The organism is Lentzea sp. HUAS12, from assembly GCF_024125735.1.
GTDB lineage: Bacteria > Actinomycetota > Actinomycetes > Mycobacteriales > Pseudonocardiaceae > Lentzea > Lentzea albida.
In genome coordinates this window covers 380,005-402,799 of sequence record NZ_CP099738.1, presented here as the reverse complement: position 1 = coordinate 402,799, position 22,795 = coordinate 380,005, and the positions used below count along the sequence as shown (strand labels likewise).

26 protein-coding genes and 1 pseudogene are annotated in these 22,795 nt (G+C 71.2%); 10 read left to right on the top strand and 17 right to left on the bottom strand.

The window, feature by feature from the left end; all coding sequences use genetic code 11:
- Positions 1-61 precede the first annotated feature (61 nt).
- The gene (paaZ, locus tag ND450_RS01940; RefSeq protein WP_253324438.1) at positions 62-2,089 is read left to right on the top strand and encodes a phenylacetic acid degradation bifunctional protein PaaZ; all 2,028 of its coding nucleotides are present in this window, start codon (positions 62-64) and stop codon (positions 2,087-2,089) included.
- A gap of 49 nt (positions 2,090-2,138) precedes the next feature.
- Here paaZ and ND450_RS01935 read toward each other — a convergent pair whose 3' ends face one another.
- A complete protein-coding gene (locus ND450_RS01935; RefSeq protein WP_253324437.1) occupies positions 2,139-2,474 on the bottom strand; it encodes a hypothetical protein in 336 nt (111 codons plus the stop codon).
- A 239-nt stretch (positions 2,475-2,713) separates the two neighbouring features.
- On the opposite strand from ND450_RS01935, the gene ND450_RS01930 reads away from it, so the two are divergent.
- Positions 2,714-3,310: a TetR/AcrR family transcriptional regulator gene (locus tag ND450_RS01930; RefSeq protein WP_253324436.1), complete on the top strand. Its 597-nt coding sequence runs from the start codon at positions 2,714-2,716 to the stop codon at positions 3,308-3,310.
- Position 3,311: 1 nt separating this feature from the next.
- Here ND450_RS01930 and ND450_RS01925 read toward each other — a convergent pair whose 3' ends face one another.
- Positions 3,312-3,644 carry an NIPSNAP family protein gene (locus tag ND450_RS01925; RefSeq protein WP_253324435.1) on the bottom strand — a complete coding sequence of 111 codons (333 nt, stop codon included), beginning with the start codon at positions 3,642-3,644 and terminating at the stop codon, positions 3,312-3,314.
- 11 nt (positions 3,645-3,655) lie between these two features.
- On the bottom strand, positions 3,656-4,606 hold the full coding sequence (locus ND450_RS01920; protein WP_253327840.1) for an NADP-dependent oxidoreductase: 951 nt from the start codon (positions 4,604-4,606) through the stop codon (positions 3,656-3,658).
- Between the two features lie 144 nt (positions 4,607-4,750).
- On the opposite strand from ND450_RS01920, the gene ND450_RS01915 reads away from it, so the two are divergent.
- The 3 genes from ND450_RS01915 to ND450_RS01905 all read left to right on the top strand — a co-directional run bounded on the left by ND450_RS01915 (position 4,751) and on the right by ND450_RS01905 (position 6,286).
- The gene (locus tag ND450_RS01915) at positions 4,751-5,143 is read left to right on the top strand and encodes a helix-turn-helix domain-containing protein (protein ID WP_089916086.1); all 393 of its coding nucleotides are present in this window, start codon (positions 4,751-4,753) and stop codon (positions 5,141-5,143) included.
- 154 nt (positions 5,144-5,297) lie between these two features.
- Positions 5,298-5,597, top strand: coding sequence for a hypothetical protein (locus ND450_RS01910; RefSeq protein WP_253324434.1), 300 nt, complete (start codon positions 5,298-5,300; stop codon positions 5,595-5,597).
- Complete coding sequence (locus ND450_RS01905; RefSeq protein WP_253324433.1) at positions 5,594-6,286, top strand: hypothetical protein; 693 nt, start codon at positions 5,594-5,596, stop codon at positions 6,284-6,286. Before ND450_RS01910 ends, ND450_RS01905 begins: the two co-directional genes overlap by 4 nt.
- A 98-nt stretch (positions 6,287-6,384) precedes the next feature.
- On the opposite strand, the gene ND450_RS01900 is transcribed toward ND450_RS01905, so the two are convergent.
- On the bottom strand, positions 6,385-6,552 hold the full coding sequence (locus ND450_RS01900) for a hypothetical protein (protein ID WP_253324432.1): 168 nt from the start codon (positions 6,550-6,552) through the stop codon (positions 6,385-6,387).
- Between the two features lie 77 nt (positions 6,553-6,629).
- Entirely contained in the window at positions 6,630-7,928 is a 1,299-nt protein-coding gene (paaK, locus tag ND450_RS01895) for a phenylacetate--CoA ligase PaaK (protein ID WP_253324431.1), read from the bottom strand.
- Between the two features lie 161 nt (positions 7,929-8,089).
- On the opposite strand from paaK, the pseudogene ND450_RS01890 reads away from it, so the two are divergent.
- Positions 8,090-8,665: pseudogene (locus tag ND450_RS01890) on the top strand (helix-turn-helix domain-containing protein); the annotation flags it as partial.
- Between the two features lie 20 nt (positions 8,666-8,685).
- Here the strand turns inward: ND450_RS01890 and ND450_RS01885 are convergent.
- From ND450_RS01885 to pdhA, 5 genes are all read right to left on the bottom strand, one after another.
- Positions 8,686-8,823 (bottom strand): hypothetical protein, encoded by a 138-nt coding sequence (locus ND450_RS01885; protein WP_253327839.1) that lies wholly within the window; start codon positions 8,821-8,823, stop codon positions 8,686-8,688.
- Positions 8,769-9,095: an aldehyde dehydrogenase family protein gene (locus tag ND450_RS01880; protein ID WP_253324430.1), complete on the bottom strand. Its 327-nt coding sequence runs from the start codon at positions 9,093-9,095 to the stop codon at positions 8,769-8,771. Before ND450_RS01880 ends, ND450_RS01885 begins: the two co-directional genes overlap by 55 nt.
- Before the next feature lie 97 nt (positions 9,096-9,192).
- Positions 9,193-10,458 carry a dihydrolipoamide acetyltransferase family protein gene (locus tag ND450_RS01875; protein WP_253324429.1) on the bottom strand — a complete coding sequence of 422 codons (1,266 nt, stop codon included), beginning with the start codon at positions 10,456-10,458 and terminating at the stop codon, positions 9,193-9,195.
- The gene (locus ND450_RS01870) at positions 10,455-11,444 is read right to left on the bottom strand and encodes an alpha-ketoacid dehydrogenase subunit beta (protein WP_253324428.1); all 990 of its coding nucleotides are present in this window, start codon (positions 11,442-11,444) and stop codon (positions 10,455-10,457) included. The genes ND450_RS01875 and ND450_RS01870 overlap by 4 nt, the downstream gene beginning before the upstream one ends.
- Positions 11,444-12,520 (bottom strand): pyruvate dehydrogenase (acetyl-transferring) E1 component subunit alpha, encoded by a 1,077-nt coding sequence (gene pdhA / locus ND450_RS01865; protein WP_253324427.1) that lies wholly within the window; start codon positions 12,518-12,520, stop codon positions 11,444-11,446. The genes ND450_RS01870 and pdhA overlap by 1 nt, the downstream gene beginning before the upstream one ends.
- A gap of 160 nt (positions 12,521-12,680) precedes the next feature.
- On the opposite strand from pdhA, the gene ND450_RS01860 reads away from it, so the two are divergent.
- Together ND450_RS01860 and ND450_RS01855 are read left to right on the top strand one after the other, a co-directional pair.
- The gene (locus ND450_RS01860; protein ID WP_253324426.1) at positions 12,681-13,118 is read left to right on the top strand and encodes an Lrp/AsnC family transcriptional regulator; all 438 of its coding nucleotides are present in this window, start codon (positions 12,681-12,683) and stop codon (positions 13,116-13,118) included.
- A 90-nt stretch (positions 13,119-13,208) separates the two neighbouring features.
- Entirely contained in the window at positions 13,209-14,126 is a 918-nt protein-coding gene (locus ND450_RS01855; RefSeq protein WP_253324425.1) for an NADP-dependent oxidoreductase, read from the top strand.
- 6 nt (positions 14,127-14,132) lie between these two features.
- On the opposite strand, the gene ND450_RS01850 is transcribed toward ND450_RS01855, so the two are convergent.
- The 3 genes from ND450_RS01850 to ND450_RS01840 all read right to left on the bottom strand — a co-directional run bounded on the left by ND450_RS01850 (position 14,133) and on the right by ND450_RS01840 (position 16,762).
- A complete protein-coding gene (locus ND450_RS01850; protein WP_371927627.1) occupies positions 14,133-14,522 on the bottom strand; it encodes a MerR family transcriptional regulator in 390 nt (129 codons plus the stop codon).
- 235 nt (positions 14,523-14,757) lie between these two features.
- Complete coding sequence (locus ND450_RS01845) at positions 14,758-16,194, bottom strand: NAD(P)/FAD-dependent oxidoreductase (RefSeq protein ID WP_253324424.1); 1,437 nt, start codon at positions 16,192-16,194, stop codon at positions 14,758-14,760.
- 1 nt (position 16,195) lies between these two features.
- Complete coding sequence (locus ND450_RS01840) at positions 16,196-16,762, bottom strand: hypothetical protein (RefSeq protein ID WP_089916108.1); 567 nt, start codon at positions 16,760-16,762, stop codon at positions 16,196-16,198.
- Between the two features lie 110 nt (positions 16,763-16,872).
- Between ND450_RS01840 and ND450_RS01835 the strand changes: the two genes are divergently transcribed.
- Positions 16,873-17,478 carry a TetR/AcrR family transcriptional regulator gene (locus ND450_RS01835; protein ID WP_253324423.1) on the top strand — a complete coding sequence of 202 codons (606 nt, stop codon included), beginning with the start codon at positions 16,873-16,875 and terminating at the stop codon, positions 17,476-17,478.
- Here the strand turns inward: ND450_RS01835 and ND450_RS01830 are convergent.
- Positions 17,426-18,967 (bottom strand): aldehyde dehydrogenase, encoded by a 1,542-nt coding sequence (locus tag ND450_RS01830; RefSeq protein ID WP_253324422.1) that lies wholly within the window; start codon positions 18,965-18,967, stop codon positions 17,426-17,428. The two genes, ND450_RS01835 and ND450_RS01830, sit on opposite strands and share 53 nt — an antisense overlap.
- A gap of 411 nt (positions 18,968-19,378) precedes the next feature.
- Complete coding sequence (locus tag ND450_RS01825) at positions 19,379-20,254, bottom strand: PHB depolymerase family esterase (RefSeq protein WP_253324421.1); 876 nt, start codon at positions 20,252-20,254, stop codon at positions 19,379-19,381.
- A 174-nt stretch (positions 20,255-20,428) separates the two neighbouring features.
- Between ND450_RS01825 and ND450_RS01820 the strand changes: the two genes are divergently transcribed.
- A complete protein-coding gene (locus tag ND450_RS01820) occupies positions 20,429-20,575 on the top strand; it encodes a hypothetical protein (RefSeq protein ID WP_253324420.1) in 147 nt (48 codons plus the stop codon).
- A 21-nt stretch (positions 20,576-20,596) separates the two neighbouring features.
- On the opposite strand, the gene ND450_RS01815 is transcribed toward ND450_RS01820, so the two are convergent.
- Positions 20,597-21,538, bottom strand: a complete 942-nt coding sequence (locus ND450_RS01815) for a ketopantoate reductase family protein (protein WP_253324419.1) — start codon at positions 21,536-21,538, stop codon at positions 20,597-20,599.
- Between the two features lie 28 nt (positions 21,539-21,566).
- Positions 21,567-22,748 carry a cytochrome P450 gene (locus ND450_RS01810; RefSeq protein ID WP_253324418.1) on the bottom strand — a complete coding sequence of 394 codons (1,182 nt, stop codon included), beginning with the start codon at positions 22,746-22,748 and terminating at the stop codon, positions 21,567-21,569.
- Positions 22,749-22,795: the final 47 nt, after the last annotated feature.

Here is a 22,795-nt window from a genome sequence, read left to right as displayed (position 1 = left end):
TCTGTTATACAGTGGCACACGAGAGCCGCGAAGTGCAACAGTCAGCGAAGGGACCCGCACAGTGACCGCACTGTTGGAGAGCTACGCCGCCGGCCGGTGGTTCCGCGCCCGGGCCGAGGGAGAACCGCTGCTCGACGCGGTCACCGGTGAAGAGGTCGCGCGGTTGTCGAGCGAGGGCCTCGACCTGCGCCAGATGACCGACCACGCCCGGCGCGTCGGCGGCCCGGCGATCCGCGAGCTGACGTTCCACCAGCGCGCCCTGCTCATCAAGGAGCTCGCCAAGCACCTCAGCGCGGACAAGGACTCGCTGTACGAGTTGTCGTACCGCACGGGTGCGACCAAGCGCGACTCGATGGTCGACATCGACGGCGGGTTCGGCACGCTGTTCAGCTTCGCCAGCAAGGGCGTGCGCGAGCTGCCGAACGACATCGTCGTGCTGGACGGCAACCTCGAACGCCTCGGCCGCGAGGGCACGTTCCTCGGCCAGCACATCTACACCTCACGCCCTGGTGTGGCGGTGCAGATCAACGCGTTCAACTTCCCCGTGTGGGGCATGCTGGAGAAGCTCGCGCCCGCGTTCCTCGCCGGCCTGCCGAGCATCGTGAAGCCCGCGTCGCAGACCTCGTACCTGACCGAGGCCGTGGTCCGCCGGATCATCGAGTCCGGCATCCTCCCCGAGGGCTCGCTGCAGCTGCTGTCCGGCAGCCCGCGCGGTCTGCTCGACGTGCTCGACGAGCAGGACTCGGTGGCGTTCACCGGTTCCGCGCACACCGCCGGGATCCTGCGCAATCACCCGAACGTCCAGCACAGCGGCGTGCGCCTGCAGGTCGAGGCGGACTCGCTGAACTGCTCGATCCTCGGCCCCGACGTGCGGCCGGAGGACCCCGAGTTCGACCTGTTCGTCAAGGGCGTCGTCGCCGAGATGACCGTCAAGGCGGGCCAGAAGTGCACGGCGATCCGGCGCGCGATCGTGCCGGAGCAGATCGCCGGCGAGGTGACCGAGGCCATCGCCGCGCGCCTGGCGAAGATCACCGTCGGCAACCCGGCCGACGAGAGCGTGCGGATGGGCGCGCTGGCGTCGCTCGGGCAGCGCGACGAGGTCCGCAAGGCCGTCGAGTCGCTGCGCAACTCCGCCGAGATCGTCTTCGGCGACCCGAACGACGTGCAGCTCGTCGACGCGGACGCCGAGCGCGGCGCGTTCCTCTCCCCCGTGCTGCTGCGCGCCCGCGCGGACGCCACCGAACCGCACGACGTCGAGCCGTTCGGCCCGGTCAGCACCGTGATCACCTACCGCACCACCGCGGAGGCCGTGGAACTCGCCGCCCGCGGCAAGGGCAGCCTGGTGGGCTCGGTCGTGACGCACGACCCCGCCGTCGCCCGCCAGGTCGTGCTGGGCGTAGCGCCGTGGCACGGCCGGATCCTGGTGCTGGACCGCGACGACGCCAAGGAGTCGACCGGGCACGGATCCCCACTCCCGATGCTCGTGCACGGCGGTCCCGGCCGTGCCGGTGGCGGCGAGGAGCTGGGCGGCGTGCGCGGCGTGCTGCACCACATGCAGCGCACCGCGATCCAGGCGTCGCCGGACATGCTCACGGCGATCACCGGCCGCTGGACCACCGGGTCGCAGCGCCTGGCCGACGACGTGCACCCGTTCCGCAAGTCGTTGGCGGAGCTGAAGATCGGTGACTTCGTCGAGTCGGGCACGCGGCAGGTCACGCTCGCCGACATCGACCACTTCGCCGAGTTCACCGGCGACACGTTCTACGCCCACACCGATCCCGAGGCGGCGGCCGCGAACCCGTTGTTCGGCGGGATCGTGGCGCACGGCTACCTGGTGGTGTCGCTCGCGGCCGGGCTGTTCGTGGAGCCGAACCCCGGTCCGGTGCTCGCGAACTTCGGCGTGGACGGCCTGCGGTTCCTGACGCCGGTGAAGGCGGGCGACACGATCTCGGTGACGTTGACGGTCAAGCAGATCACGCCGCGGTCCAACGCCGAGTACGGCGAGGTGCGGTGGGACGCCGTGGTGACGAACCAGGACGGGGACCCGGTCGCCACCTACGACGTCCTCACACTGGTGGCCAAGAACTAGAACGGGAGGACGGGGCAGCCGCAGGCCGCGGCTGCCCCGGGCGGGCCGCTCAGAACGGCAGGAGCGGCCCCGCCCCGGTCGTCAGCAGGCCGTGGTTCTCGACGGTGAGGTACGACGTGGTCTGGGCGTGCCGGGCACCGACGTTGAGGTCCCGCCAGAACCGCTGCAACGGGTTGTCGAGGGCGAAGGCGCTGGAACCGTGCAGGTCCAGCAGCAGGTCGACGGCGCGCTGGAACTGCTGGAGGACGGAGACCAGCTCCATCCGCAGCGCGGACCGCCGCACGTCGGTGACCTCCTCACCGGGAACCTGGTCGGTGATGCGGCCCGCCAGGGCGAGCAACCGGTCGGCACCGCTGGTCACCATGTGCTCGGCCGTGGCGAACACGTGCCCCGCCGAGGCCCTGCACTGTCCTGCCCGCGTCCAGCAGCCGGCGCGCGAGCGCGCTCCCCGCCGATCCGGCGCCGACGATGACGTAGTCGCTGCTGCGCATGGCAACCCTCTCCACTCGGTGACGGGTGCCACTGTGTGACGCGGACGGGCCCGCGAGTTGACGTGCGGCGCACCGGAGTTGCCGTCTCGCGCACCCGCCGCGGAACGCGATCACCGCGTGGGACGATGACGGGGTGAGCGAGACACCCCGGCGCGGGCGCTGGCAGACGCCCTACACCCTCGAGCGGTTGCTGGAGGTCGCCGTGCGGGTGTTCACCGAACGCGGTTACGACGGCACGAGCTTCCAGCACCTGACCCAGGCGTCCGGGCTGTCCAGGTCCTCGATCTACCACCACGTCGAGAGCAAGGAACAGCTGCTGCGCCTGGGCCTTGAACGCGCGCTGGAACCGTTGATGGCCAGCACCACCGAGGAGGGCGCGACCACCGGCCGCGCCCTCGACCGCCTCTCCTACCTGATCAAGCGCAACGTCGAGATCCTCGCCGCCGAACTGCCGTACGTGAAGCTGCTGCTGAGCGTGCACGGCAACACGGAGACCGAGCGGTGGGCGCTCGAACAGCGGCGCACGTTCGACAAGGTGATCGCCGGGGTGGTGCAGGAGGCGATCGACGAGGGGGACGTGCGCGCCGACCTCGACGCGCGCACCACGGCCCGGTTGTTGTTCGGCACGATCAACTCGCTGGCCGAGTGGTACAAGCCGCAACGCGGGCGCAGGCCGGGTGAGCTCGCGGACCAGATCTGCGCGATGATCCTGCGCGGCATCCAGACCTAGGTCACCTCAGCCCCGACACGGCGGTCGGCACGGCCCTGGTGACCTTGATCTGGTCCACCAGCAGCAGCTCCCGCACGGCGGGACCGATCTCCTGCTGCCACCGCTCGCTCTCGTAGACGTTGGCGTACAACGCGATCCGCTCCTCCTCGTCGGCGAACCGGCGGATCCAGACGTAGCCGTCCGGGTCCTCCTCGTCGACGAACGACGCGGTGACCGACATCCCCTGCTGCACCTGGAAGGGGATGACGACCTCCTCCATGTACCGGACCCAGTCGTCCCGCCGCCCCGGCCGGGTCTGGTACCGGCGGATCTCGTAGAACATCAGCTGCTCCAATGGTTTCAGCGTCAGGAAACGCGCAGGACGAGCTTGCCACGGGTGCGGTTGGACTCACCGCGGGCGTGGGCCCGGGCGACCTCCTCGAGCGGGAACGTCTCCTCGACCTCGACCACCACCTCGCCGGCGTCGATCAGCTCGGCGATGCGGGCGAGCGCGGGACCGTCCGGCTCGACCAGGAAGGCCGAGACGCGCAGGCCCTTCGCCTCACCGGCGGCGACCAGTTCGGGTGACGCCCCACCGGGGACGGCGACGAGGAGACCACCGGGCCGCAACACCTCCAGCGACCGGGTGCTGGTGTGGTCGTGGCCGTCGCCGACGAGGTCGATCACGACGTCGACGTCGGACACCACGTCCTCGAACCGGACCTCGGTGTAGTCGACGACCTCGTCGACGCCGAGCTTCGTGAGCCAGTCGTGGCTGCGGGCGCTGGCGGTGCCGATCACGTGGGCGCCGAGGTGCTTCGCGAACTGGACGGCCAGGTGGCCGACTCCGCCCGCGGCGGCGTGGACGAGAACGCGCTGGCCGGACGTGACGTGAGCCGTGTCCACCAACGCCTGCCACGCCGTCAGCGCGGCCAGCGGGACCGCCGCCGCCTGCTCGTGGCCGACGCTGGAGGGCTTGAGGACGAACTGCCGCGCGGGCGCGGTCACGTACTCGGCGTAGGCACCGGCCTGCCGCGGGAACCACGGCATGCCGTAGACCTCGTCGCCCTCCTTCAGCGTCGTGACGCCGAAACCGACCTTCTCCACGACACCGGACACGTCCCAGCCGAGGATGAACGGCGGTTCCCCGAGCACACCGGCCATCCCGCCACCGGCGCGGGTCTTCCAGTCGACGGGGTTGATCCCGGCGGCGTGCACCTTCACCCGGACCTCGGTCGGCAACGGCTCCGGACGCGGCACTTCCCGCACCGACAGCACCTCGGGACCGCCGAGGGCGTCCTGGACCACGGCGCGCATCGATGATTCAGACACTGGACTCTCTCCCTGGGTCACGCTCTCGGGAAGTTCTCTCCCCTGGCTCCAGCAACGTATCCCCAGGGTTATAGTTACCCGCAAGGGCTAGTACTTCCCATCGGGAAGCATGCAGGTGAGAGGCTCGCAATGACCACTGTATGTCTCACAGGGCAGCATTCCGACCACGACGTGTACGCCGCGCAGTGCCCGTGCCGGGCGATGCTCGACCTGCTGGCGAACAAGTGGTCGGCACTGGCGATCGGCGCGCTGGAGGAGGGCCCGCAGCGGTTCGGCGAGCTGCAGCGACACCTGCAGGGGGTCAGCCCGAAGGTGCTGACCCAGACCCTGCGCCGGCTGGAGGAGTTCGGTTTCGTCGACCGCACCATCTACCCCGCCGTGCCGCTGCACGTGGAGTACTCGCTCACCGAACTGGGGAGCAGCGCGGCGGTGCCGTTGCGGATGCTGCGGGTGTGGGTGGAGGACAACATCGACAACGCGGCGAACGCGGGCGTGCCGGAGGCGTCCTGCGCCGCCGACTAGCGCCTGCCGATCGCGCGCAACGGAGGCATGACAGCAGTTGATCGACCAGGTCTCCCCGAACCCGTTTTCCCTTGCGGGACAAGCCATAACAGCCCTGCGAGCGCCTCCGTTCGGTCCATGGCCCGCGGTTCTCCGCGGCGGGATACTCCGAACCATGGAAGAAACACCTGTGTCCAAACGAAATTCAGAGATCACGGAGACCGGAGAGGCGACCTCGCCGAAGTCGGCGGTGGCGGGCGGCAAGGCGGCCGCGGACGTCCAGCCGCCGCTCGCGAGCGAGCTGGCCGAGCGGATCGCCGCCGGCCTCGCCGCCGACCTCGCCGAGGCCGCGAAGGCCGATCCCGCGCAGTGGGCGCAGGTCAGCGAGCACGACCTGCTGACCTGGATCGCCGAGGACACCAAGGCGGCGCTCGCCGAGCTCGCCGCGGGCGGTTTGACGGAGGAGGGGCGATGACCTCGATGGTGTGGGCACTGCGCCCGCAACTCCGGTACGTCGTGCGCCAGTCGGTGCGGCGCTCCTTCGCGACCGCCGCACCCCTCGTTCCCCGTGCGCAGGACTGGGTCCAGTGGGCGCAGCAGGCGCGCTGGGCGAACTATCTGAACCAGGAAGTGGTCAGGTCGCTGCTCGCGATGACCACGCCGGCATGGCTGGCCACTTGGCGCACACGCCCCTCCACGCCCGGCACCGGCACGCCGGGCGGGGCGCCCGCGGGTGGCTCGGACAGACCCGCGGGGAGGTCGAGACGGCTGTCGGTCGCGGACCTGCTGTGGATGATAATCAACGAGCCGGGGAAGTACGTGGTGCACCGCACGTACGACCGAGACGTCGGCGAGCTGCGGGAGGGCACGGTGATCGATGCCAGGTACCCCGCGGGCACGGACGACAACAACGCCCCGGCCGGCATCTACGTCATCCCCGGCCTCGTCGGCGTCCCGTACGGCGACCTGTGCGTGCTCTTCGAGAAGGTGTCGCCGCACTACCACTTCGGTTCGCTCGCGAGGACCGCGGACGCCCCGAACGCGAACAAGGAGGAACTGCTCAGCACCGAGAGCATCAGTGTCGAACACGCGGTCGGCTGTTACACGGCCAAGGACGCGGAGGAGGCGAAAAGCAGTACGAGGCGTACAAGAAGGCCGCCTTGAAGAAGTGACCCGCCCCGGGGTGCGCTCCTGAACCACGAACGCGCCCCGTCTCTGGTGTGGTCACCGCGGCGATCACACCAGAGCCGTCCCCCAGGACCTCAGCTGGGCCACACCGGCGTGTCGACGAGTCCCGCGAACTGCGGCACGACCTGGTCGTACCGCGGCTCACGCGGCACGACCACGGACGCCTCGGGGCGCGGTGCCGCCGGAGGTGTGGCGAGCACGTACTTGGCGTAGAGCTCGTCGAAGATCGGTGTTCCGGTCATGCAGAGCATGGTGAGGAGACCAGATCACGGATTCCGTCACAACGGGGCTAAACCGCTGGATCAGGTGACAAACGCGCTCACCTGGGTGGTCGCCGGTCCACGATCCGCTTCATCTTGCCCACGGAACGTTCGATCCCGCCCGGCGCGACCACCTCGACCGCGACCGTGACACCGATCGAGTTCTTCACGAGCTTCCTGAGCTCGGCCCCCGCGTCTCCCGCGACGGCGTCCTCGCGGTGCTCGACCAGGACGGTCAGGTCGTCGAGGTTGCCCGTGCGGCTCAGCACGCACTGGAAGTGCGGCGAGAGCGCCGGCACGCGCAGGATCAGCTCCTCGATCTGGGTCGGGAAGAGGTTCACGCCGCGCAGGATGATCATGTCGTCGGTGCGGCCGGTGATCTTCTCGATGCGGCGCATGGACCGGGCGGTGCCCGGCAGCAGGCGGGTCAGGTCGCGGGTGCGGTAGCGGATGATCGGCATGGCCTGCTTGGTGAGCGAGGTGAAGACGAGCTCGCCCTCCTCGCCGTCGGGCAGCACCTCACCGGTGACCGGGTCGATGACCTCCGGGTAGAAGTGGTCCTCCCAGACGTGCAGGCCGTCCTTGGTCTCCACGCACTCGCTCGCCACGCCCGGCCCGATCACCTCGGACAGGCCGTAGATGTCCACGGCGTGCATGTCGAGGCGGCGCTCCATCTCGGCGCGCATGTCGTTGGTCCACGGCTCGGCGCCGAAGATGCCGACCTTCAACGACGTCGAGCGCGGGTCGACGCCCTGGCGCTCCATCTCGTCGATGATCGAGAGCATGTAGGACGGCGTGACCATGATGACGTCGGGCTCGAAGTCGCGGATGAGCTGCACCTGGCGTTCGGTCATGCCGCCGGACACCGGGACGACCGTGCAGCCGAGCTTCTCCGCGCCCGCGTGCGCGCCGAGGCCGCCGGTGAAGAGCCCGTAGCCGTAGGCGTTGTGCAGGACGTGCCCCTGACGCCCGCCGGCCGCGCGGATGCTGCGCGCCACCACGGTCGCCCACGTGCCGAGGTCGTCGCGCGTGTAGCCGACCACGGTCGGGCGGCCGGTCGTGCCGGAGGAGGCGTGCACGCGCACGACCTCCTGCCGCGGCACCGCGAACATGCCGAACGGGTAGTTGTCGCGCAGGTCGGCCTTGGTGGTGAACGGCAGCTTCGCCAGGTCCCCCAACGTCTTCACGTCGTCGGGGTGCACGCCCGCCGCGTCGAAGGCCGCGCGGTAGTGCGGCACGTTCTCGTACGCGTGCCGGACCGACCACCGCAGCCGTTCGAGCTGCAACGCGCGCAGCTCGTCCACCGACGCCGTCTCGATCGGCTCCAGGTCACCCGGCCGAGGGCTCAGGTCCAGCATCACGTCCTCCTCGTCGCCCGTTGCCGGGCAGGGTAGTTGACCGAACGAACATTCGGTGAGTATTGACCGGCGTGACCGGCGTCTCAGCGAGGAGACAGCAGTGACCACAGCGACGTTCGAGGCCTGGGAACACAGCATCTGCGGCACCTTCGTGCCGCCGCGTGTCGGACGCGGCGAGCTTCAGCGGTGACGTCGGGTCCGCGCCGCTGGGCTCGGTCCTGCTGGCCGAGGTGGCGGCCTCGCACGCCGTCGCCGAACGCACCCGGCGGCTGATCCGCCAGGACGACCGGCGGGCCCGGCTGCCGCCCGGCGACCTCGCCATCTACGACACCTCCCGGCCGTACCGCATCTCGTTCAGCGACGACTTCCGCATGACCATCGCCATGTTCCCCCGCAGGCTCGTCCGGCTGCCAGAGCACCAGATGGCCGGGCTGACCGCCGTGCGCCTCGCGGGCGACACCGGGCCGGGCTCGCTCATCGCACCGCTGATGAAGGGCCTGAGCGCGGAGCTAAGCGCGCACTTCGTCTCCGTCCGCCACCTGCAGAAGGTCTTCGAGGCGGAGGGCATCTCGGTGTCGGCGATGATCCGCGGCCGCCGCCTGGAACGCTGCCGCCGCGACCTCGCCGACCCGCGGTGCGCCGACGTCCCGATCGCGAACGTCGGCCACCGCTGGGGTTTCACCGATCCGGCGCACTTCTCGCGGCTCGTCCGCGGCGCGTTCGGCCCGTCGCCGCGCGAGTACCGCAAGAACCGTCCTCAGAGGACGATCGTCACGACCTTCTCCTCGGTGCTGGCGAGGATGCCGGACCAGCCGAGCTCACGACCGACGCCGCTCGACTTCATGCCGCCCCGGGGAAGGGCGGGGTCGATGGCCGCCCACCCGTTGACCCACACCGCACCCGCGCGTCCCGTTCCACGAGTTCGGCGAGCCGGTTCAGCAACACCCCGCGCGTGACACCGGGTGTGTCGCCCCAGGCACCGTCCAGCGCGGCACGGGCGGCTCGCACCGCCCGGTCCACGTCCGCGGCGCTGCCGTGCGAGACCCTGGCCGGCACCTCGCCGGTCGCGGGGTTGAGGTCCTCGAACGTCTCCGCCGCGTCCGGCCAGGTGCCGTCGACGAACAGGCCGGTGGTGAACCCCGTCCGCGGCTCGGCGGTGAGTGTCATGGCGTCCTCCTGCGATGCGTGCCGGTGCTTGCCGTCACGCTCGCAGGAGGCCGCTGCCGGGACTTGTGCGTGGACGCACGTGGCTTGACCGGTGGCGCTAGAGGTCCGCCATCGCCGACTTCGGGTTCTCGACGCAGTCGGCGACGAACCGGATGAACCCGCCCGCGGTGCCGCCGTCGCACACCCGGTGGTCGAACACGAGCGAGAGCTGCACGATGTGCCGCACCGCGATCTCGCCGTCGACCACCCACGGCCGCGGCAGGATCCGGCCCATGCCGAGGATCGCGACCTCGGGGTGGTTGATGATCGCGGCGCTGCCGTCGACCCCGAGCACGCCGTAGTTGTTGAGGGTGAAGGAACCCGAGCTGAGCTCGGCCGCTGTCGCGGTGCCCTCGCGGGCGGCGGCCGTGAGCCTGCGGATCTCGGTGTCGAGGCCGCGCATGCTCAGCCGGTGCGCGTCCCTGACCGACGGGACGACGAGTCCGCGGTCGGTCTGCGCGGCGAGGCCGAGGTTGACGCCGTCGAGGTGGGTGATCTCGCCGCGGTCGGTGTCGACGCGGGAGTTCAGCTCGGGGAAGCGGGCGAGCCCCGCCACGACGAACCGGGCGACCATCGCCAGGAGTCCCGGCGCCGCACCGGTCTCCTTCAGCTCGGCGCGGAGTTCGAGCAACGCGGTCGCGTCGACGTCCACCCACGTCGTCGCCTCGGGGATCTCCGTGCGGCTGCGGGTGAGCGTGGCCGTGACGGCCTTGCGCATGCCGGTCAGCGGCACGCGGGTGCGGATCGGCAGGCCGGTGCGCTGGTCCACATCGGACACCACCGCGGCCGGCACCGGCACCGGCTCGGGAACGACGACCGCCGCCTCGACGTCGCGGCGGGTGATCAGGCCGGCGGGCCCGGTGCCGGTCACCGCGGTGAGGTCGACGCCGTTGTCCTTGGCGAGCCGGCGCACGATCGGCGACTGCACCGCGGGGCGTTCGCCGGTGGGCGCCACCGCCGGCGTGGAACGGGCAACGGCCTTCCTGCGGCGGCGGGAGGTGCTCGTCTCCGAGGTCCCGTAGCCGATCAGGACGTTGCCGGAACCGGCGCGCTCCTCCTCGACGTAGGTCTCGGCGGCGGACTGCCCGGGACCGACCGAGATCAACGGAGACCCGACCAGGAGGGTCTCGCCCTCCTCGCCGTGCAGCCGCGCGACCACACCGCCGAACGGCGACGGCACCTCGACCATCGCCTTCGCCGTCTCGACCTCCGCCACCGGTTCGTCCACGGCGACGGGGTCACCGGTCTTGACGAGCCACCGGACGAGCACGGCCTCGGTCAGCCCCTCGCCGAGGTCGGGCAGGTCGAACACCTGGGTGCTCATGCGGCGTCCTCCCACTGCAACGTGTCGACGGCGTCTAGGACCCGGTCGACGCCGGGCAGGAAGTGGTGCTCCAGCTTGGGTGCCGGGTAGGGCACGTCGAAGCCGGTGACGCGGCGGACCGGGGCTTCCAGGTGGTGGAAGCAGCGCTCCCCCACCCGTGCGGCGATCTCCGAGGCCACCGAGGCGAAACCGGGTGCCTCGGCGACGACGACCGCGCGGCCGGTCTTGCGGACCTCGGCGCAGACGGTCTCGTCGTCGAACGGGACGATCGAGCGCAGGTCGACCACGCCGAGGTCGCGTCCCTCGGTCGCGGCCTGCTCGGCGGCGGCCAGCGCGACCGGCACGGACGGGCCGTACGCGATCAGCGTGGCGTCCTTGCCGGGACGGCGGACCACCGCGCGGCCGATGGGCGGCACGGGCACCGCCACGTCGACCTCTTCGCGGGCGAAGTAGTGCTTCTTGGGCTCCAGGAAGACGACCGGGTCGGAACCGGCGATCGCCGCGCGCAGCAGGCCGTACGCGTCGGCGTTGGTGGCCGGCGCGACGACGGTGAGTCCAGGGGTGTGCGCGTAGTAGGCCTCGGACGAGTCGCAGTGGTGCTCCACGCCGCCGATGCCGCCCGCGTAGGGGATGCGGATGACGATCGGCAGCCGGACCTTGCCGCGGGTGCGGTTGCCGAGCTTGGCGACGTGGCTGACGATCTGCTCGAACGCCGGGTACGCGAAGGCGTCGAACTGCATCTCGACGACCGGCCGCATGCCGTTCATGGCCATGCCGACCGCCATGCCGACGATGCCGGACTCGGCCAGCGGGGTGTCGAAGACCCGGCTCTCGCCGAACTCGCGGTGCAGGCCGTCGGTGACGCGGAAGACGCCGCCCAGCTGGGCCACGTCCTCGCCGAACACCACGACGGAGTCGTCCTCCGCGATGGCGTCCCGCAGCGCGGCGTTGATCGCCTGCGCCATGGTCATCTTCTCGGCGGTCATCAGGCCTCCTCGGCGTCGAGCTCGGCCCGCAGCGCCGCGCGCTGCTCCGCCAGCTGGGGCGTGGGGGTGGAGTAGACGTGGGCGAAGATCTCCTCGGGGTCGACGACCGTCTCGGCGCCCACGCCGGAGCGGACCGCGGCCGCCATCTCCTCCGCGGCGGCGGTGATCTCCCGCTCATGTTCGTCGTCGAGCGCGCCCACCGACGTCAGGTAGGTCCTCACGCGCAGCAGCGGGTCGCGCGGGAGCCACTCGGCGACCTCGTCGTCCTCGCGGTAACGAGTGGCGTCGTCGGCGTTGGTGTGCGACTCGATGCGGTAGGTGTCGGCCTCGACCAGCGTCGGCCCCTCCCCCGCGCGAGCACGGGCGACGGCCTCGCCGAGCACCTTCTCGAGCACCGGCAGGTCGTTGCCGTCCACGCGGAAGCCCGGCATGCCGTAGCCGATCGCCTTGGCCGCCAGCGACGGCGCGACCGACTGACGCGCAAGAGGGACCGAGATCGCGTACTTGTTGTTCTGCACGAAGAACACGACCGGCGCGTTGAAGACGGCGGCGAAGTTGCAGGCCTCGTGGAAGTCGCCCTCGCTCGTCGCGCCGTCACCGCACAGCGCCATGACGACCGTGTCCTCGCCCTTGAGGCGTGCCGCGTGAGCGACACCGACGGCGTGCAGCAACTGCGTCGCGAGCGGGGTGGCCTGGGGCGCCACCTTGTGCTCGTTCGGGTCGTAGCCGCAGTGCCAGTCGCCGCGCAGCAACGTGAGCACCTCGACCGGGTCCACCCCGCGGGCGGCGATCGCGGCCGTGTCGCGGTAGGTGGGGAACAGCCAGTCGCCGTCCGAGAGAACGGACGCGCACGCGACCTGGCACGCCTCCTGGCCGCGCGAGGACGGGTACACCGCCAGCCGTCCCTGACGGACCAGCGCGCCGCACTGTTCGTTCAGCCGCCTGGCGAACACCAGCTTGCGGTACCCCTCGAGCAGGGCCTCGGCGTCGGGTTTCGACGCTCCCCTGACCAGGCGACCGTTCTCGTCCAGCAGCCGGGCCGGGGTGATGGCCGCCTTGAGCTGACCGGCACTCATCCGCACCTCCACGAGCAGTTACACCAGGCCCGAATGTTGCCTATATTGGTGGCCAATCGGCTAGGTCCGAGCCCAAGTGCGAGACGATTGACTTCTCGCTTCGATTCAGCCGGTCCAGTTGGACCGGTGCGCAGCCCTTTTGCCCCCGGGAGTGAGACACGTGGACGCGGAACTGGACGAGGTCGACCGGCGGATCCTCGCCGAACTGGAGGCGGACGGGCGGTTGTCGGGGCGTGCGCTGGCCGAACGCGTGACGATCTCGCGCGCCAACGCCTACGCCCGGTTCGACCGCCTCGTGGCGGACGGCGTGATCACCGGCTTCCACGCGCGGGTGGACCCGGTGAAGGTGGGTCTCGCGACGTCCGCGTACGTGGCGATGACGGTGCGGCAGAACGACTGGCGGGACCTGCAGGTGCGGCTGCGGGCCATTCCCGAGGTGCGGCACATGGCGCTCATGGGCGGCGAGTTCGACGTGATGCTGCTCGTCAGGGCGGCGGACAACGACGCCCTGCGCCGCGTCGTCCTGGAGCAGCTGCAGAACATCCCCGGAGTGCTGTCGACCAAGACGTTCCTGATCTTCGAGGACGTCGAGAACTGAGCTTCGCGTCACATCGGGTGGAAGTTGACACCGGTGTCAACGAATAGCTTCGAACCGTCCGCACGATGACAGTTCGAGGAGTGAAGCGCGATGAGCAAGGCGTTGGGGTACAAGGCTTTCGGCGATGCCGGCGAGCAGGTGTCCTTCGACCGGCCCGACCCCGTGCCCGGTCCCGGCGAGGTGCTCGTCCGCGTCGCCGCCGCCGGGGTCAACCCGCTCGACCACAAGCTGCGGTCCGGGCACGCCCCGTTCATCAACGGCGAGCTGCCGTTCCCCCAGGTGCTCGGCATGGAGGCGGCCGGAACCGTGCTCGCGGTGGGCGAGGACGTGACGGGCCTGGCCGTCGGCGACCGGGTCACCGGGTTCGCGCTGACCGGCGCGGGCACGTACGCGGAGACGACGCTGCTGCTCGGCACGTCCACGGCCCGCATCCCCGACGCGCTGCCCGACACCTGGGCGGCGACGATCCCCGTCGCCGGCACGACGGCGCTGGACGTGCTCGACCAGCTCGACCTGCCCGCCGGATCCTCGTTGCTGGTCAACGGGATCGGCGGCGGCGTCGGCATCGCGGTGGCGCAGCTCGCGCGGGACCGCGGCCTGGTGGTGACCGGCACGGCGAGCACGGCGAAGCGGGACCTCGTCACGTCGACCGGCGCAACGTTCGTCGACTACACGCAGGGAGACGTCGTGGAACTGCTCCGCGCCGCGGCACCGGACGGCTTCGACGCCCTGGTGGACAACGTCGGCGGCGACCCGATGCGCGCCGTGGCGCCGCTGGCCAGGAAGATCGTCTCCATCGGGGACTTCTCCGTGGGCGAGGTCGGTGGCGTGGTGGTGGAGCGCCGGGTCGACCGGGCCGGCCTCGAACGCGTCGCCGAGCTCATGGTGGCGGGCAAGCTCGACCCGCACATCACGGCGACCTACCCGCTGTCGCGGGCCGACGAGGCGTTGGCGCTCGTGGAGTCGTTGCACGCCAAGGGCAAGCTCGTCATCGACCTGAGCCTCTGACCCGGCTCACCCGGCCCCGATCTCGCGCCGGTACCGGGTGTTGGTCTCGATCAGCTCGTCGAGCGCGGCCCTCGCCTCGACGAGCCGGGCGATGTCGGCGGTCAGCCGGTCGCGTTCCCCCACCATGGCGGTGAAGGCGTCCTCGGCGATCTCCGGACCGCCGACGTCCACGCACGGCAGCAGCCTGGCGATCACCTTGCTGCTCAGGCCTGCGTCGAACAGCCGGCGGACGACCTCGACGCGCGATACGTCCGTCGCCGCGTAGTGCCGCTGACCGCCGACGGAGCGCGTGCTGTGCATGAGCCCCTGCTGCTCGTAATACCGCAGCGAGCGGGCGCTGACCCCGGTCAGCCGGGCCAGTTCCCCGATCTTCATCGTCGTGGCGGAGGTGGTCACGGATCCAGCCTAACCGCGTTCCTCCGGGCGGATCGGGTCTGCGGCCGCGCCCGGTTCGGCCGCCCGGCAGGTCGTGCGCGATCGGGGCACGACCTGCCGGGCCTGCCGGTGGTGCCGAGATCCGCCGCCACCGGCCGGACCCCGCCACCACCGCCGCGCGGCTCGCCCACCGCGCAAGTTCGCGAGAACGCCGGTGTCCCGCACCCCGGAGAGCACGGGACACCGGCGGGTGACATCAGCGGCCGTAGGCCTCGAGCAGCCGCAGCCACACCTCGCTGACGGTCGGGAACGACGGGACGGCGTGCCACAACCGGTCCAGCGGGACCTCCGCGACGATCGCGATGGTCGCGGCGTGCAGCAGCTCGGCGACGTCCGGGCCGACGAGGGTGAAGCCGACGATCACCTTGCGGTCCTCGTCGACGACCATGCGGGCGTGGCCGCTGTAGCCCTCGGCGTGCAGCGAGGAACCGGCGGTGGCGGCGAGGTCGTAGTCGACGACGCGGATGCGCAGCCCGGCGGCCTCCGCGGCGGCCGCGGTGAGGCCCACCGCCGCCATCTCGGGCTCGGTGAAGACCACCTGCGGCACCGCGCGCTCGTCCGCGGTCGCCGCGTGGCGGCCCCACGGGGCGACGTCGACGGTCTCGCCCTTGGCGCGGGCCGCGAGGCCGTCGCCGAGCGCACGGGCCTGGTACTTGCCCTGGTGGGTCAGGAGAACGCGGCGGTTGACGTCGCCGATCGCGTACAGCCAGCCGTCGCCGAGGGGCGTGCCGTCCTCGCCCAGGACGCGCATCGCGTCGTCGACGGTGAGCCAGGAACCCGGCTTCAGGCCGACCGCGTCGAGGCCGATGTCCTCGGTGTTCGGCGTGCGGCCGATCGCGACGAGCAGCTCGTCCGCCTCGACCTCCTCGCCGGTCTTGAGGGTGATGTGCACGGTGCCGTCGTCGTCGCGGCGCACCGAGGCGGCCTCGGCACCGACGCGCACGGTCACACCGGCCTCCTGCAGGGCCGCGGTGACGCGCTCGCCGACGAACGGCTCCTGCATGTGCAGCACGCCGTCGCGGGCCAGCACCTCGACCGTCGCGCCCAGGCTCGAGAACGCGGTCGCCATCTCCGAGGCCACGACACCGCCGCCGATGATGGCGAGCCGGCCGGGAACCTCCTTCGCCGCAACGGTTTCGCGGCTCGTCCACGGCTTCGACGCGCGCAGGCCCTCGATGTCGGGGACCAGGGCGCCGCTACCGGTCGCGACGACGACGGCGTGCCGCGCGGTGAGCGTCGTGACGCCGTTCTCGCCGGTCACCTCGACGACCTTCTCGCCGGTGATCCGGCCGTGGCCGCGGTACAGCGGGATGCCGGCGGACTCGAGCCAGGCGACCTGGCCGTCGTCCTTCCAGTCCGAGGCGAAGGCGTCGCGGCGGCGGAGCACGGCGGCCACGTCGAGCTCACCGGTCACGGCCTCCCGTGCGCCGGGGAGCTTCTTCACGGCGCGGAGAGCGGCGGCGCTGCGCAGCAACGCCTTGGTCGGCATGCACGCCCAGTAGGAGCACTCACCGCCGACCAGCTCGCGCTCGACGATGGCGACGCTCAGACCGCCCTGGACCGCGCGGTCGGCGACGTTCTCGCCCACCGGGCCCGCGCCGATGACGACGACGTCGTAGGTTTCCGCAACCATGTCACAGCTCCTTGGAAGTGCGGCGCAGACGCAGCGCCGAGATGAGGAAGAAGACACCGCCGAGGACCGCGTATCCGGCCACGTTGGTCAGTGAGGCGTCCGGTGCGCCCGAACCCAGGGCGAAACCCGAACCGGCGAACACCGAGATGCCGCCGCTGAGGATCATCGACCACTGGCCGCCCATCTTCAGGCGGGAGATGCCGACGGCCAGCTGCACGAGGCCGGCGATGACGGCCCAGGCGCCCCACACGATCAGGACCGCGGGCACTCCGGACGCACCGGCGAAGGCGAGGCCGATCGCGGCCGCCAGGCTGATCGCGATGTTGAGGTAGAGGCCGTACGGGAGCTGGGTGGCGCGGGAGGCGCGCACGTCGACCACGGCCGCGGCCACGTCGAACAGCGGGTACAGCACGATCAGGGCGATGCCGAGCGGCCCGAGCGCCCCGCCCGTGGCGAACAGCACGCCCGCCCAGACGATGGCGAAGGCGAAGCGCACGAAGTACAACCGGCGCAGCGCCTGCGCGGTGCCGGAGGCGGGTGAGTCGACGGGCGAGTCGACGGTGGTCATGGCGTTCCTTCCGAGGTGCGGACGAGACCGAACGTTCTATCTGAGATGCAGCATGCTCACTTCCACTCGAAGTGTCAAGACAGAACGTTCTATCTGATAGATTGGACACCATGGAGCACAGCGAAACCCAAGGGCGACCGTCGGAAGCTCGGTCGCGCCTGCTCGGAACGGCGACCAGGCTCTTCTACGCGGAGGGCATCCACTCGGTCGGCATCGACCGCATCGTCGCCGAGGCGCAGGTGACCCGCGCCACCCTGTACCGGCACTTCCCCGGCAAGGAGGACCTGGTCCTCGCCTACCTCACCGAAGCCGGTCGAGCCGTAGAGGCCCAGATCGAGGCCGCGGTCGCCGCCGGCTCGCCCGCGGCCGACACCGTCCGCGCCATCAGCCGGTCGATCGCCCACGGCATCCGGACCTCCGAGTTCCGCGGTTGCGCGTTCCTCAACGCCGTCGCCGAGTACCCCGACCCCGCGCACCCGGTGCACCGTGCCGTGATCGAGCACCGGCAGTGGTTCCTTGAAGTCATGACGGACCTGTTGTCGCGCATCAGGGAGGAGCCCGCCGAGCCCGCCGCCCGGCACTTCGTGATGCTGCGCGACGGCGCCATGACCGCCGGCTGCCTGCACGACCCGGAACTGGTCTGCGAGACGTTCCTGCGCGGGGTCAACGGACTCCTGCAGGCCCACGCGGTCGACCAGACCGGCAGGTCGGCGTGACCCGCGGTTCGGGTGCAGGACGTCTCCACCTGGGCTCGCGCGAGGACCAGAGGTAGATCGACTTGAGCTGCTGGTAGTCGAGCAGCGCCTCCGGGCCGAACTCGCGGCCCATCCCACTGGCCTTGACCCCGCCGAACGGCGACGCCGGGTCGACCGTGTAGTGGTTGATCCCGATCGTCCCGGTGCGGATGCGGCGCGCCACCTCGAGACCGCGCTCTTCGTCGTCCGTCCACACCGAACCGCCGGGACCGTACTCGGAGTCGTTCGCGATCCGGACCGCGTCGTCCACGTCGTCGTAGGCGACGATCGACAGCACCGGCCCGAAGATCTCCTCACGGGCGATCATGTCGGCGTTGTCGACGTCGGCGAACACCGTCGGCTCGACGTAGAAACCCCTGTCCAGCCCAGCGGGACGCGACCCGCCGACGATCAGCCGCGCGCCGTCGGACCGGCCCTTGGCGATGTACCCCTCGACCCGCGAACGCTGCCGCGCGCTCGCCATCGGACCGACCTGCGTGTTGGGGTCCAGCGGATCCCCGACGGTCAGCCCACCGACCACAGTGGACACCGCTTCGACGACCTCGTCGTACCGGCTGCGCGGGGCCAGCACGCGGGTGCTCGCGAAGCACGCCTGCCCGTTCGCCAGCAGCGTCGCGTTGACGAACTGCTCCCCGATCGCGACGCCGAGGTCGGCGTCGTCGAGCACGATGGCGGCCGACTTGCCGCCGAACTCGAGCGTCACCGGCCGCAGCAAGGCCCCGCACGCGGCGGCGATCTGCCGCCCGGCCGCGGTGGACCCGGTGAAGGCCACCTTGTCGACACCGGGGTGCGCCACGAGGTAGGCACCGACCTGACGCCCGGCGGGCACGACGTTCACGACCCCCGGCGGCAGCCCCGCCTCGTCGACGGCCTCCGCGAACAGGACCGCGTCGAGCACCGTCTCCGGCGAGGGCTTGAGGACGAACGTGCATCCCGCGGCCAGCCCGGGCGCGTACTTCGTGGCGGACAACAACTGCGGCGCGTTCCACGGCACGATCGCCGCCACGACACCAAGGGGCTCCTTGCGGATGCGAGTGAGCCCACCGGTCATCGCCTGCCGCACCTCCTCGCCGGAGCCATCGCGGACCAGGTCGGCGTAGTAGCGCAACAACACGCCGGGCAGCCCGCCCTCGATCCCCTGCGCGAGCGTGATCGTCATGCCGTTCTGCGCGCTGACGGCCCGCGTGATCTCCGCCGCACGCTTCTCGAGCGCCTCGGCCAGCCGGTAGAGCGCGTCGGCCCGCCTCCCAGGCTCCCAGCTCGACCAGCCGGTGGGATCGTCGAACGCCGCGCGGGCAGCGGCAACGGCGGCATCCATGTCCTGCTCGCTGCCGTCGGGAACGCTGCCGAGGACCTCCTCGGTGCTGGACCCGATCACCGTGATCCTGGTGGTGGACCGGGGCGCCACCCATTCGCCGCCGATGAACAGCGCGTCGTGGTGCGGATTCACTTGTCTCCCTGGGGGTGCTGGGGTCTCGCCGCCCCGGTTGCGCCGCCCTTTCGCCGGGTGGGCGGGGACCGGTGGGGGATGCCGTCGCGCGGCAGTCGGCGGGAACGCTGGAGCGCGCTGGGCCGTTGGGCAGCGAGCGCGTCGTATGTAACGCTCACTATAGCGGGTGGAGTGGTCGTGCCCCAGTACCGCGATCGTGTGATTGCGCTGCGGCGCAGGCTTTTCCGTCTCAGGTGGGGAGACGGCGGACGGGGAGACGGTGGGAGTGGTGGCGGCGCGGCGGCACCGCAGCGCAACTCGCACCCAGCACCACCCACCCCACCGGCGCCCACACCACTCGCCCGCCGCCGCCCCACCAGAACCCCAGCACCGGTCCCGCAGCACCAGGCGGGCACCGGCCACACAGGACAGTCAGCCGCCCAACCCGAAGAACTCTCCCACCAACTCCGCGATGTTCACGTGATGACTGGTCTTCCCCAACACCCCCGGCACCCGAGCCGGCCCGGGAATCGTGTGCCCACCCCCGTGGACGGTGTACAGCACCACCGGCGGCCGCCCGTCCTCCCGGTACGACGTGCGCTCCACCTCCGTGGGGTCGCCGGCCGCGACCCGGGGCAGCCGCGAGGCCGTGGGGGCCGCGGTGATGCCGTTGCGCTCGGCGAAGTACGCGGCGGTCTGCGGCGCGGACAGGCTGAGGCCGCCCACCTTGAAGAACTTCCGCTGCCACCAGGGGAAGCCGCCGCCCTCGTAGGAGACGATCGGGTCCTTCGTGCCGTGGACCAGCAGGACCGGCAGCGGGGTGGGTGACGGGTCCGCGGCGAGGAAGTTGTCGGGGACCGGCATGGTCGCGGCGAGCACGGCGGCGCCGGCGAGCAGGCCGGGTGCCTCGTGGGCCAGGCGGATGACCATCTGGCCGCCGTTGGAATAGCCGACGGCGAACACCTTCCCGGGGTCGATGCGGTGTTGCCCGGCCAGGACCTCGACCACCGCTCGGGCGAAGCCCACGTCGTCGATGTTCTCCTTGCGGGCCGGGAAGTAGCTCTCGCTGCGGGCGTCGTTCCAGTTGCCGCGGTGACCGTCCAGGTAGGCCACCACCGCCTGGCCCGACTCCGCCAGGGCGTCGTACGCGCCGCCGGTGAAGTCGCGGTGGACGTCGCCCGCCTGGCGGGAACCGTGGAAGACCAGCAGCAGCGGGCGCGGGGCGCCTGGGGTTTCGACGGCGGTGAAGGTCCGGGTCCGCCCGGCTACGTCCACGCTCTCGCGCGTCACGGTTGCGGTGGTGGGCATGAGGCTCACGATCCTTTTCGTACACCAAAGCGGATGCGCTATCCGTTTCAAGGTAGCACAGACGGATAGCGAATCCGCTTCGGTGTGAGCGCAGGCGCTCGTCGCCGCCGGCCACTCCGCCTGGACGGGCAGCCGCGACAAGGCCCGCGGTGAAGCGGCCGCCGCGGCCGTTTCGTGCAGCTCGACGTCCTCGACGACGAGTCCGTGGCGGCGGCCGGCACCGTGAAAGCGCTGGACGTGCTGATCAACAACGCCGGTGTCCTCGAACCGAACGGGTTCGGTCAGCCGCCGGCGGTGGCCGCGGCGACGATCCCCTGGTGATGTCCGTCCACAACGGACCGTTCACACCAGCTCGAACACCGGTTCCAGCGCCGCCAGCCTGGGCAGCGCGACGCCGAGCCGCCGCGCTTCGGCCAGCACGTCCCTCGCGTAGACGCCTGCCGGCTCACGGGTCATGTACCCCGTGCGTTCGGTCTGGTCCAGGACGTGACTGAAGATGTTCTCCCGGCTCAGGGCCTGCCTCAGCACGAAGCCCAGCAGCCCCGCCGGAACGCGCGACGCGACGGTCGTGCCCAGGCGCGGGGTCCCTCCCCTGGCCTTCAGCAGCGGGATCATCTCCCGGATGAGCAGGAACGGCTCCCTGGTGGCACCGGCCGACCTCGCGAAGCCCGCACGGCCGCCCGCCGCCAGCACAGGGGCGAGGAACGCGGCGTCCATGATGAAGTGGAACCACAGCCAGTCGCGGAAGTCCCGCACCCGCGACACCGAGAAACCCGTGCGCTGGAACAGGTCGCGCACCGCCCGGTACCGGACACCGCGGTTCGAGTCGTCGCAGAAACCCAGGAACACGTTCCTCAGCAGGGCGCCGTGCAGTTCGGAGCCGATGAAACCGCCGCCGGCGCCGGGGAACCCCCAGACGACCTGGTCGGCGGGCAGCGGTGAGACCACGGCCGCGGGGTCCGCCCACACGTTGCCGAACACCAGCACGGTCGCGTCGCCGACGTGCGGGGCCAGCACCTCGACCGCGCCGTCCAGCTGGTCGTGGTTGACGCTGAGGACGATCAGGTCGTAGTCGCCGTCCAGGTCCTCGCGCAGGGTGACCGGCCACCGCTCGTCCACCTCGGCGCCGCGCGCCCGGCCGTCCCTGATCCGCAGGTCGACCTCGGCCGGGAGCTGCGCGGCCCTGCCCGGGCGGACGTAGAACTCCACCTGGTGACCCGCTTCCGCGAAAGCCCACCCGTAAAAAGTCGCGATCGCGCCGCGGCCGAACATCAGAATTCTCACAGCGTTCTCCCCGATCTCGAAAATTCGATTACCACGTAATCGGAAGTGCGACGAGTCCGTAGACGGCGCTGAGGGCGCGGAACTCGACCTGGTCGCGCGGGACAGCAAGAGCGAGTGACGGGAAACGGCGGAAGAGCGCGGGAAAGGCGACGCGCATTTCAAGCCGGGCGAGGGGCGCGCCGAGGCAGTGGTGCACCCCGTGGCCGAAGCCGAGGTGGCCGACCTCGCCGCGGCGGACGTCGAGCGTGCCGGGGTCGGAGATGAAGTCCGGGTCGTGGTTGCCGGTGTGCAGGCCCACCAGCACGAGGTCGCCGGCGCGGATGGTCTCGTCCCCGAACTCGACGTCGGTGGTGGCGATGCGCGGGACGCCGTTGTGCACGATCGACAGCCACCGCAGCAGCTCCTCGACCGCGGGTTCCACCGCCTCGGGGTCGTCGCGGACGGCGGCGAGCTGGTCCGGGTGGCCGAGCAGCGCCAGGGTGCCCATCGCGAGCATGTTCGCGGTGGTCTCGTGGCCGGCGACGAGGAGCAGCAGCCCGAGCCCGGCGACCTCCGCCGTCGACAGCTCGTCGCCTCGGTCGCGCACGAGCATGCCGAGCAGGTCGTCGCCCGGCTTCTCCCGGATCCTGGTCACGAGTCCGGCCAGGTAGGCGTGGATCTCGCGCTGGGCCGCGGCGCGTTCGGCGTCCGACAGCCTGAGGTCGAGCATCTTGGCGCTGCGTTCCTTGAACTCGCCGCGGTCCTCCCACGGCACGCCGAGCAGCTCGCAGATCACCAGCGACGGCACGGGCAGCGCGAACTCGGCGACGAGGTCGGCCCCCGGTCCCGACCGCTCCAGCGCGTCGAGGTGCTCCTCGACGATGCGCTCGACGAGCGGGGCGAGGTGCCGCATCCGCCGCTGGGTGAACTGGCCGGTGAGCATCCGGCGCAGGCGGTGGTGGTCCGGCGGGTCCATCAGCAGGAGGTTGCCCGCGGGCTCCTCCCCCTCCGCGAAGCCGTGCGCCGACGGGACGCTGCTGAACCGGCCCGAGTCGGCGAGGACCGCCTTCACGTCCGCCTGGCGCGTGACGAGCCACGCCGATCCGCCGGCGGGCCACGGCACCCTCCGGGCGCGGTCGCCCGTCAGCAGTTCGGCCGGCGGAGCGAACCCGTCCCTCCGCATGAACAACGGAACGTCGGCCGGAGCAGGACCGGTGCGCGTTTCTGCCACGAGAGATCTCCCCTGGAATTCCGGCGGCTCGTTCCGCCGCCCTGTCA

Coding starts and splice junctions, on each gene's coding strand:
- ND450_RS01920 (WP_253327840.1), bottom strand. CDS start 4,606: ATGCGCGCCGTGGTCCAGGACGCCCTCGGCGGTCCCGAGGTGCTGTCG.
- ND450_RS01915 (WP_089916086.1), top strand. CDS start 4,751: ATGACCACTGTATGTCTCACAGGGCAGCATTCCGACCACGACGTGTAC.
- ND450_RS01910 (WP_253324434.1), top strand. CDS start 5,298: ATGGAAGAAACACCTGTGTCCAAACGAAATTCAGAGATCACGGAGACC.
- ND450_RS01905 (WP_253324433.1), top strand. CDS start 5,594: ATGACCTCGATGGTGTGGGCACTGCGCCCGCAACTCCGGTACGTCGTG.
- ND450_RS01900 (WP_253324432.1), bottom strand. CDS start 6,552: ATGACCGGAACACCGATCTTCGACGAGCTCTACGCCAAGTACGTGCTC.
- paaK (WP_253324431.1), bottom strand. CDS start 7,928: ATGCTGGACCTGAGCCCTCGGCCGGGTGACCTGGAGCCGATCGAGACG.
- ND450_RS01880 (WP_253324430.1), bottom strand. CDS start 9,095: ATGACACTCACCGCCGAGCCGCGGACGGGGTTCACCACCGGCCTGTTC.
- ND450_RS01875 (WP_253324429.1), bottom strand. CDS start 10,458: ATGAGCACCCAGGTGTTCGACCTGCCCGACCTCGGCGAGGGGCTGACC.
- ND450_RS01870 (WP_253324428.1), bottom strand. CDS start 11,444: ATGACCGCCGAGAAGATGACCATGGCGCAGGCGATCAACGCCGCGCTG.
- pdhA (WP_253324427.1), bottom strand. CDS start 12,520: ATGAGTGCCGGTCAGCTCAAGGCGGCCATCACCCCGGCCCGGCTGCTG.
- ND450_RS01855 (WP_253324425.1), top strand. CDS start 13,209: ATGAGCAAGGCGTTGGGGTACAAGGCTTTCGGCGATGCCGGCGAGCAG.
- ND450_RS01845 (WP_253324424.1), bottom strand. CDS start 16,194: ATGGTTGCGGAAACCTACGACGTCGTCGTCATCGGCGCGGGCCCGGTG.
- ND450_RS01840 (WP_089916108.1), bottom strand. CDS start 16,762: ATGACCACCGTCGACTCGCCCGTCGACTCACCCGCCTCCGGCACCGCG.
- ND450_RS01835 (WP_253324423.1), top strand. CDS start 16,873: ATGGAGCACAGCGAAACCCAAGGGCGACCGTCGGAAGCTCGGTCGCGC.
- ND450_RS01825 (WP_253324421.1), bottom strand. CDS start 20,254: ATGCCCACCACCGCAACCGTGACGCGCGAGAGCGTGGACGTAGCCGGG.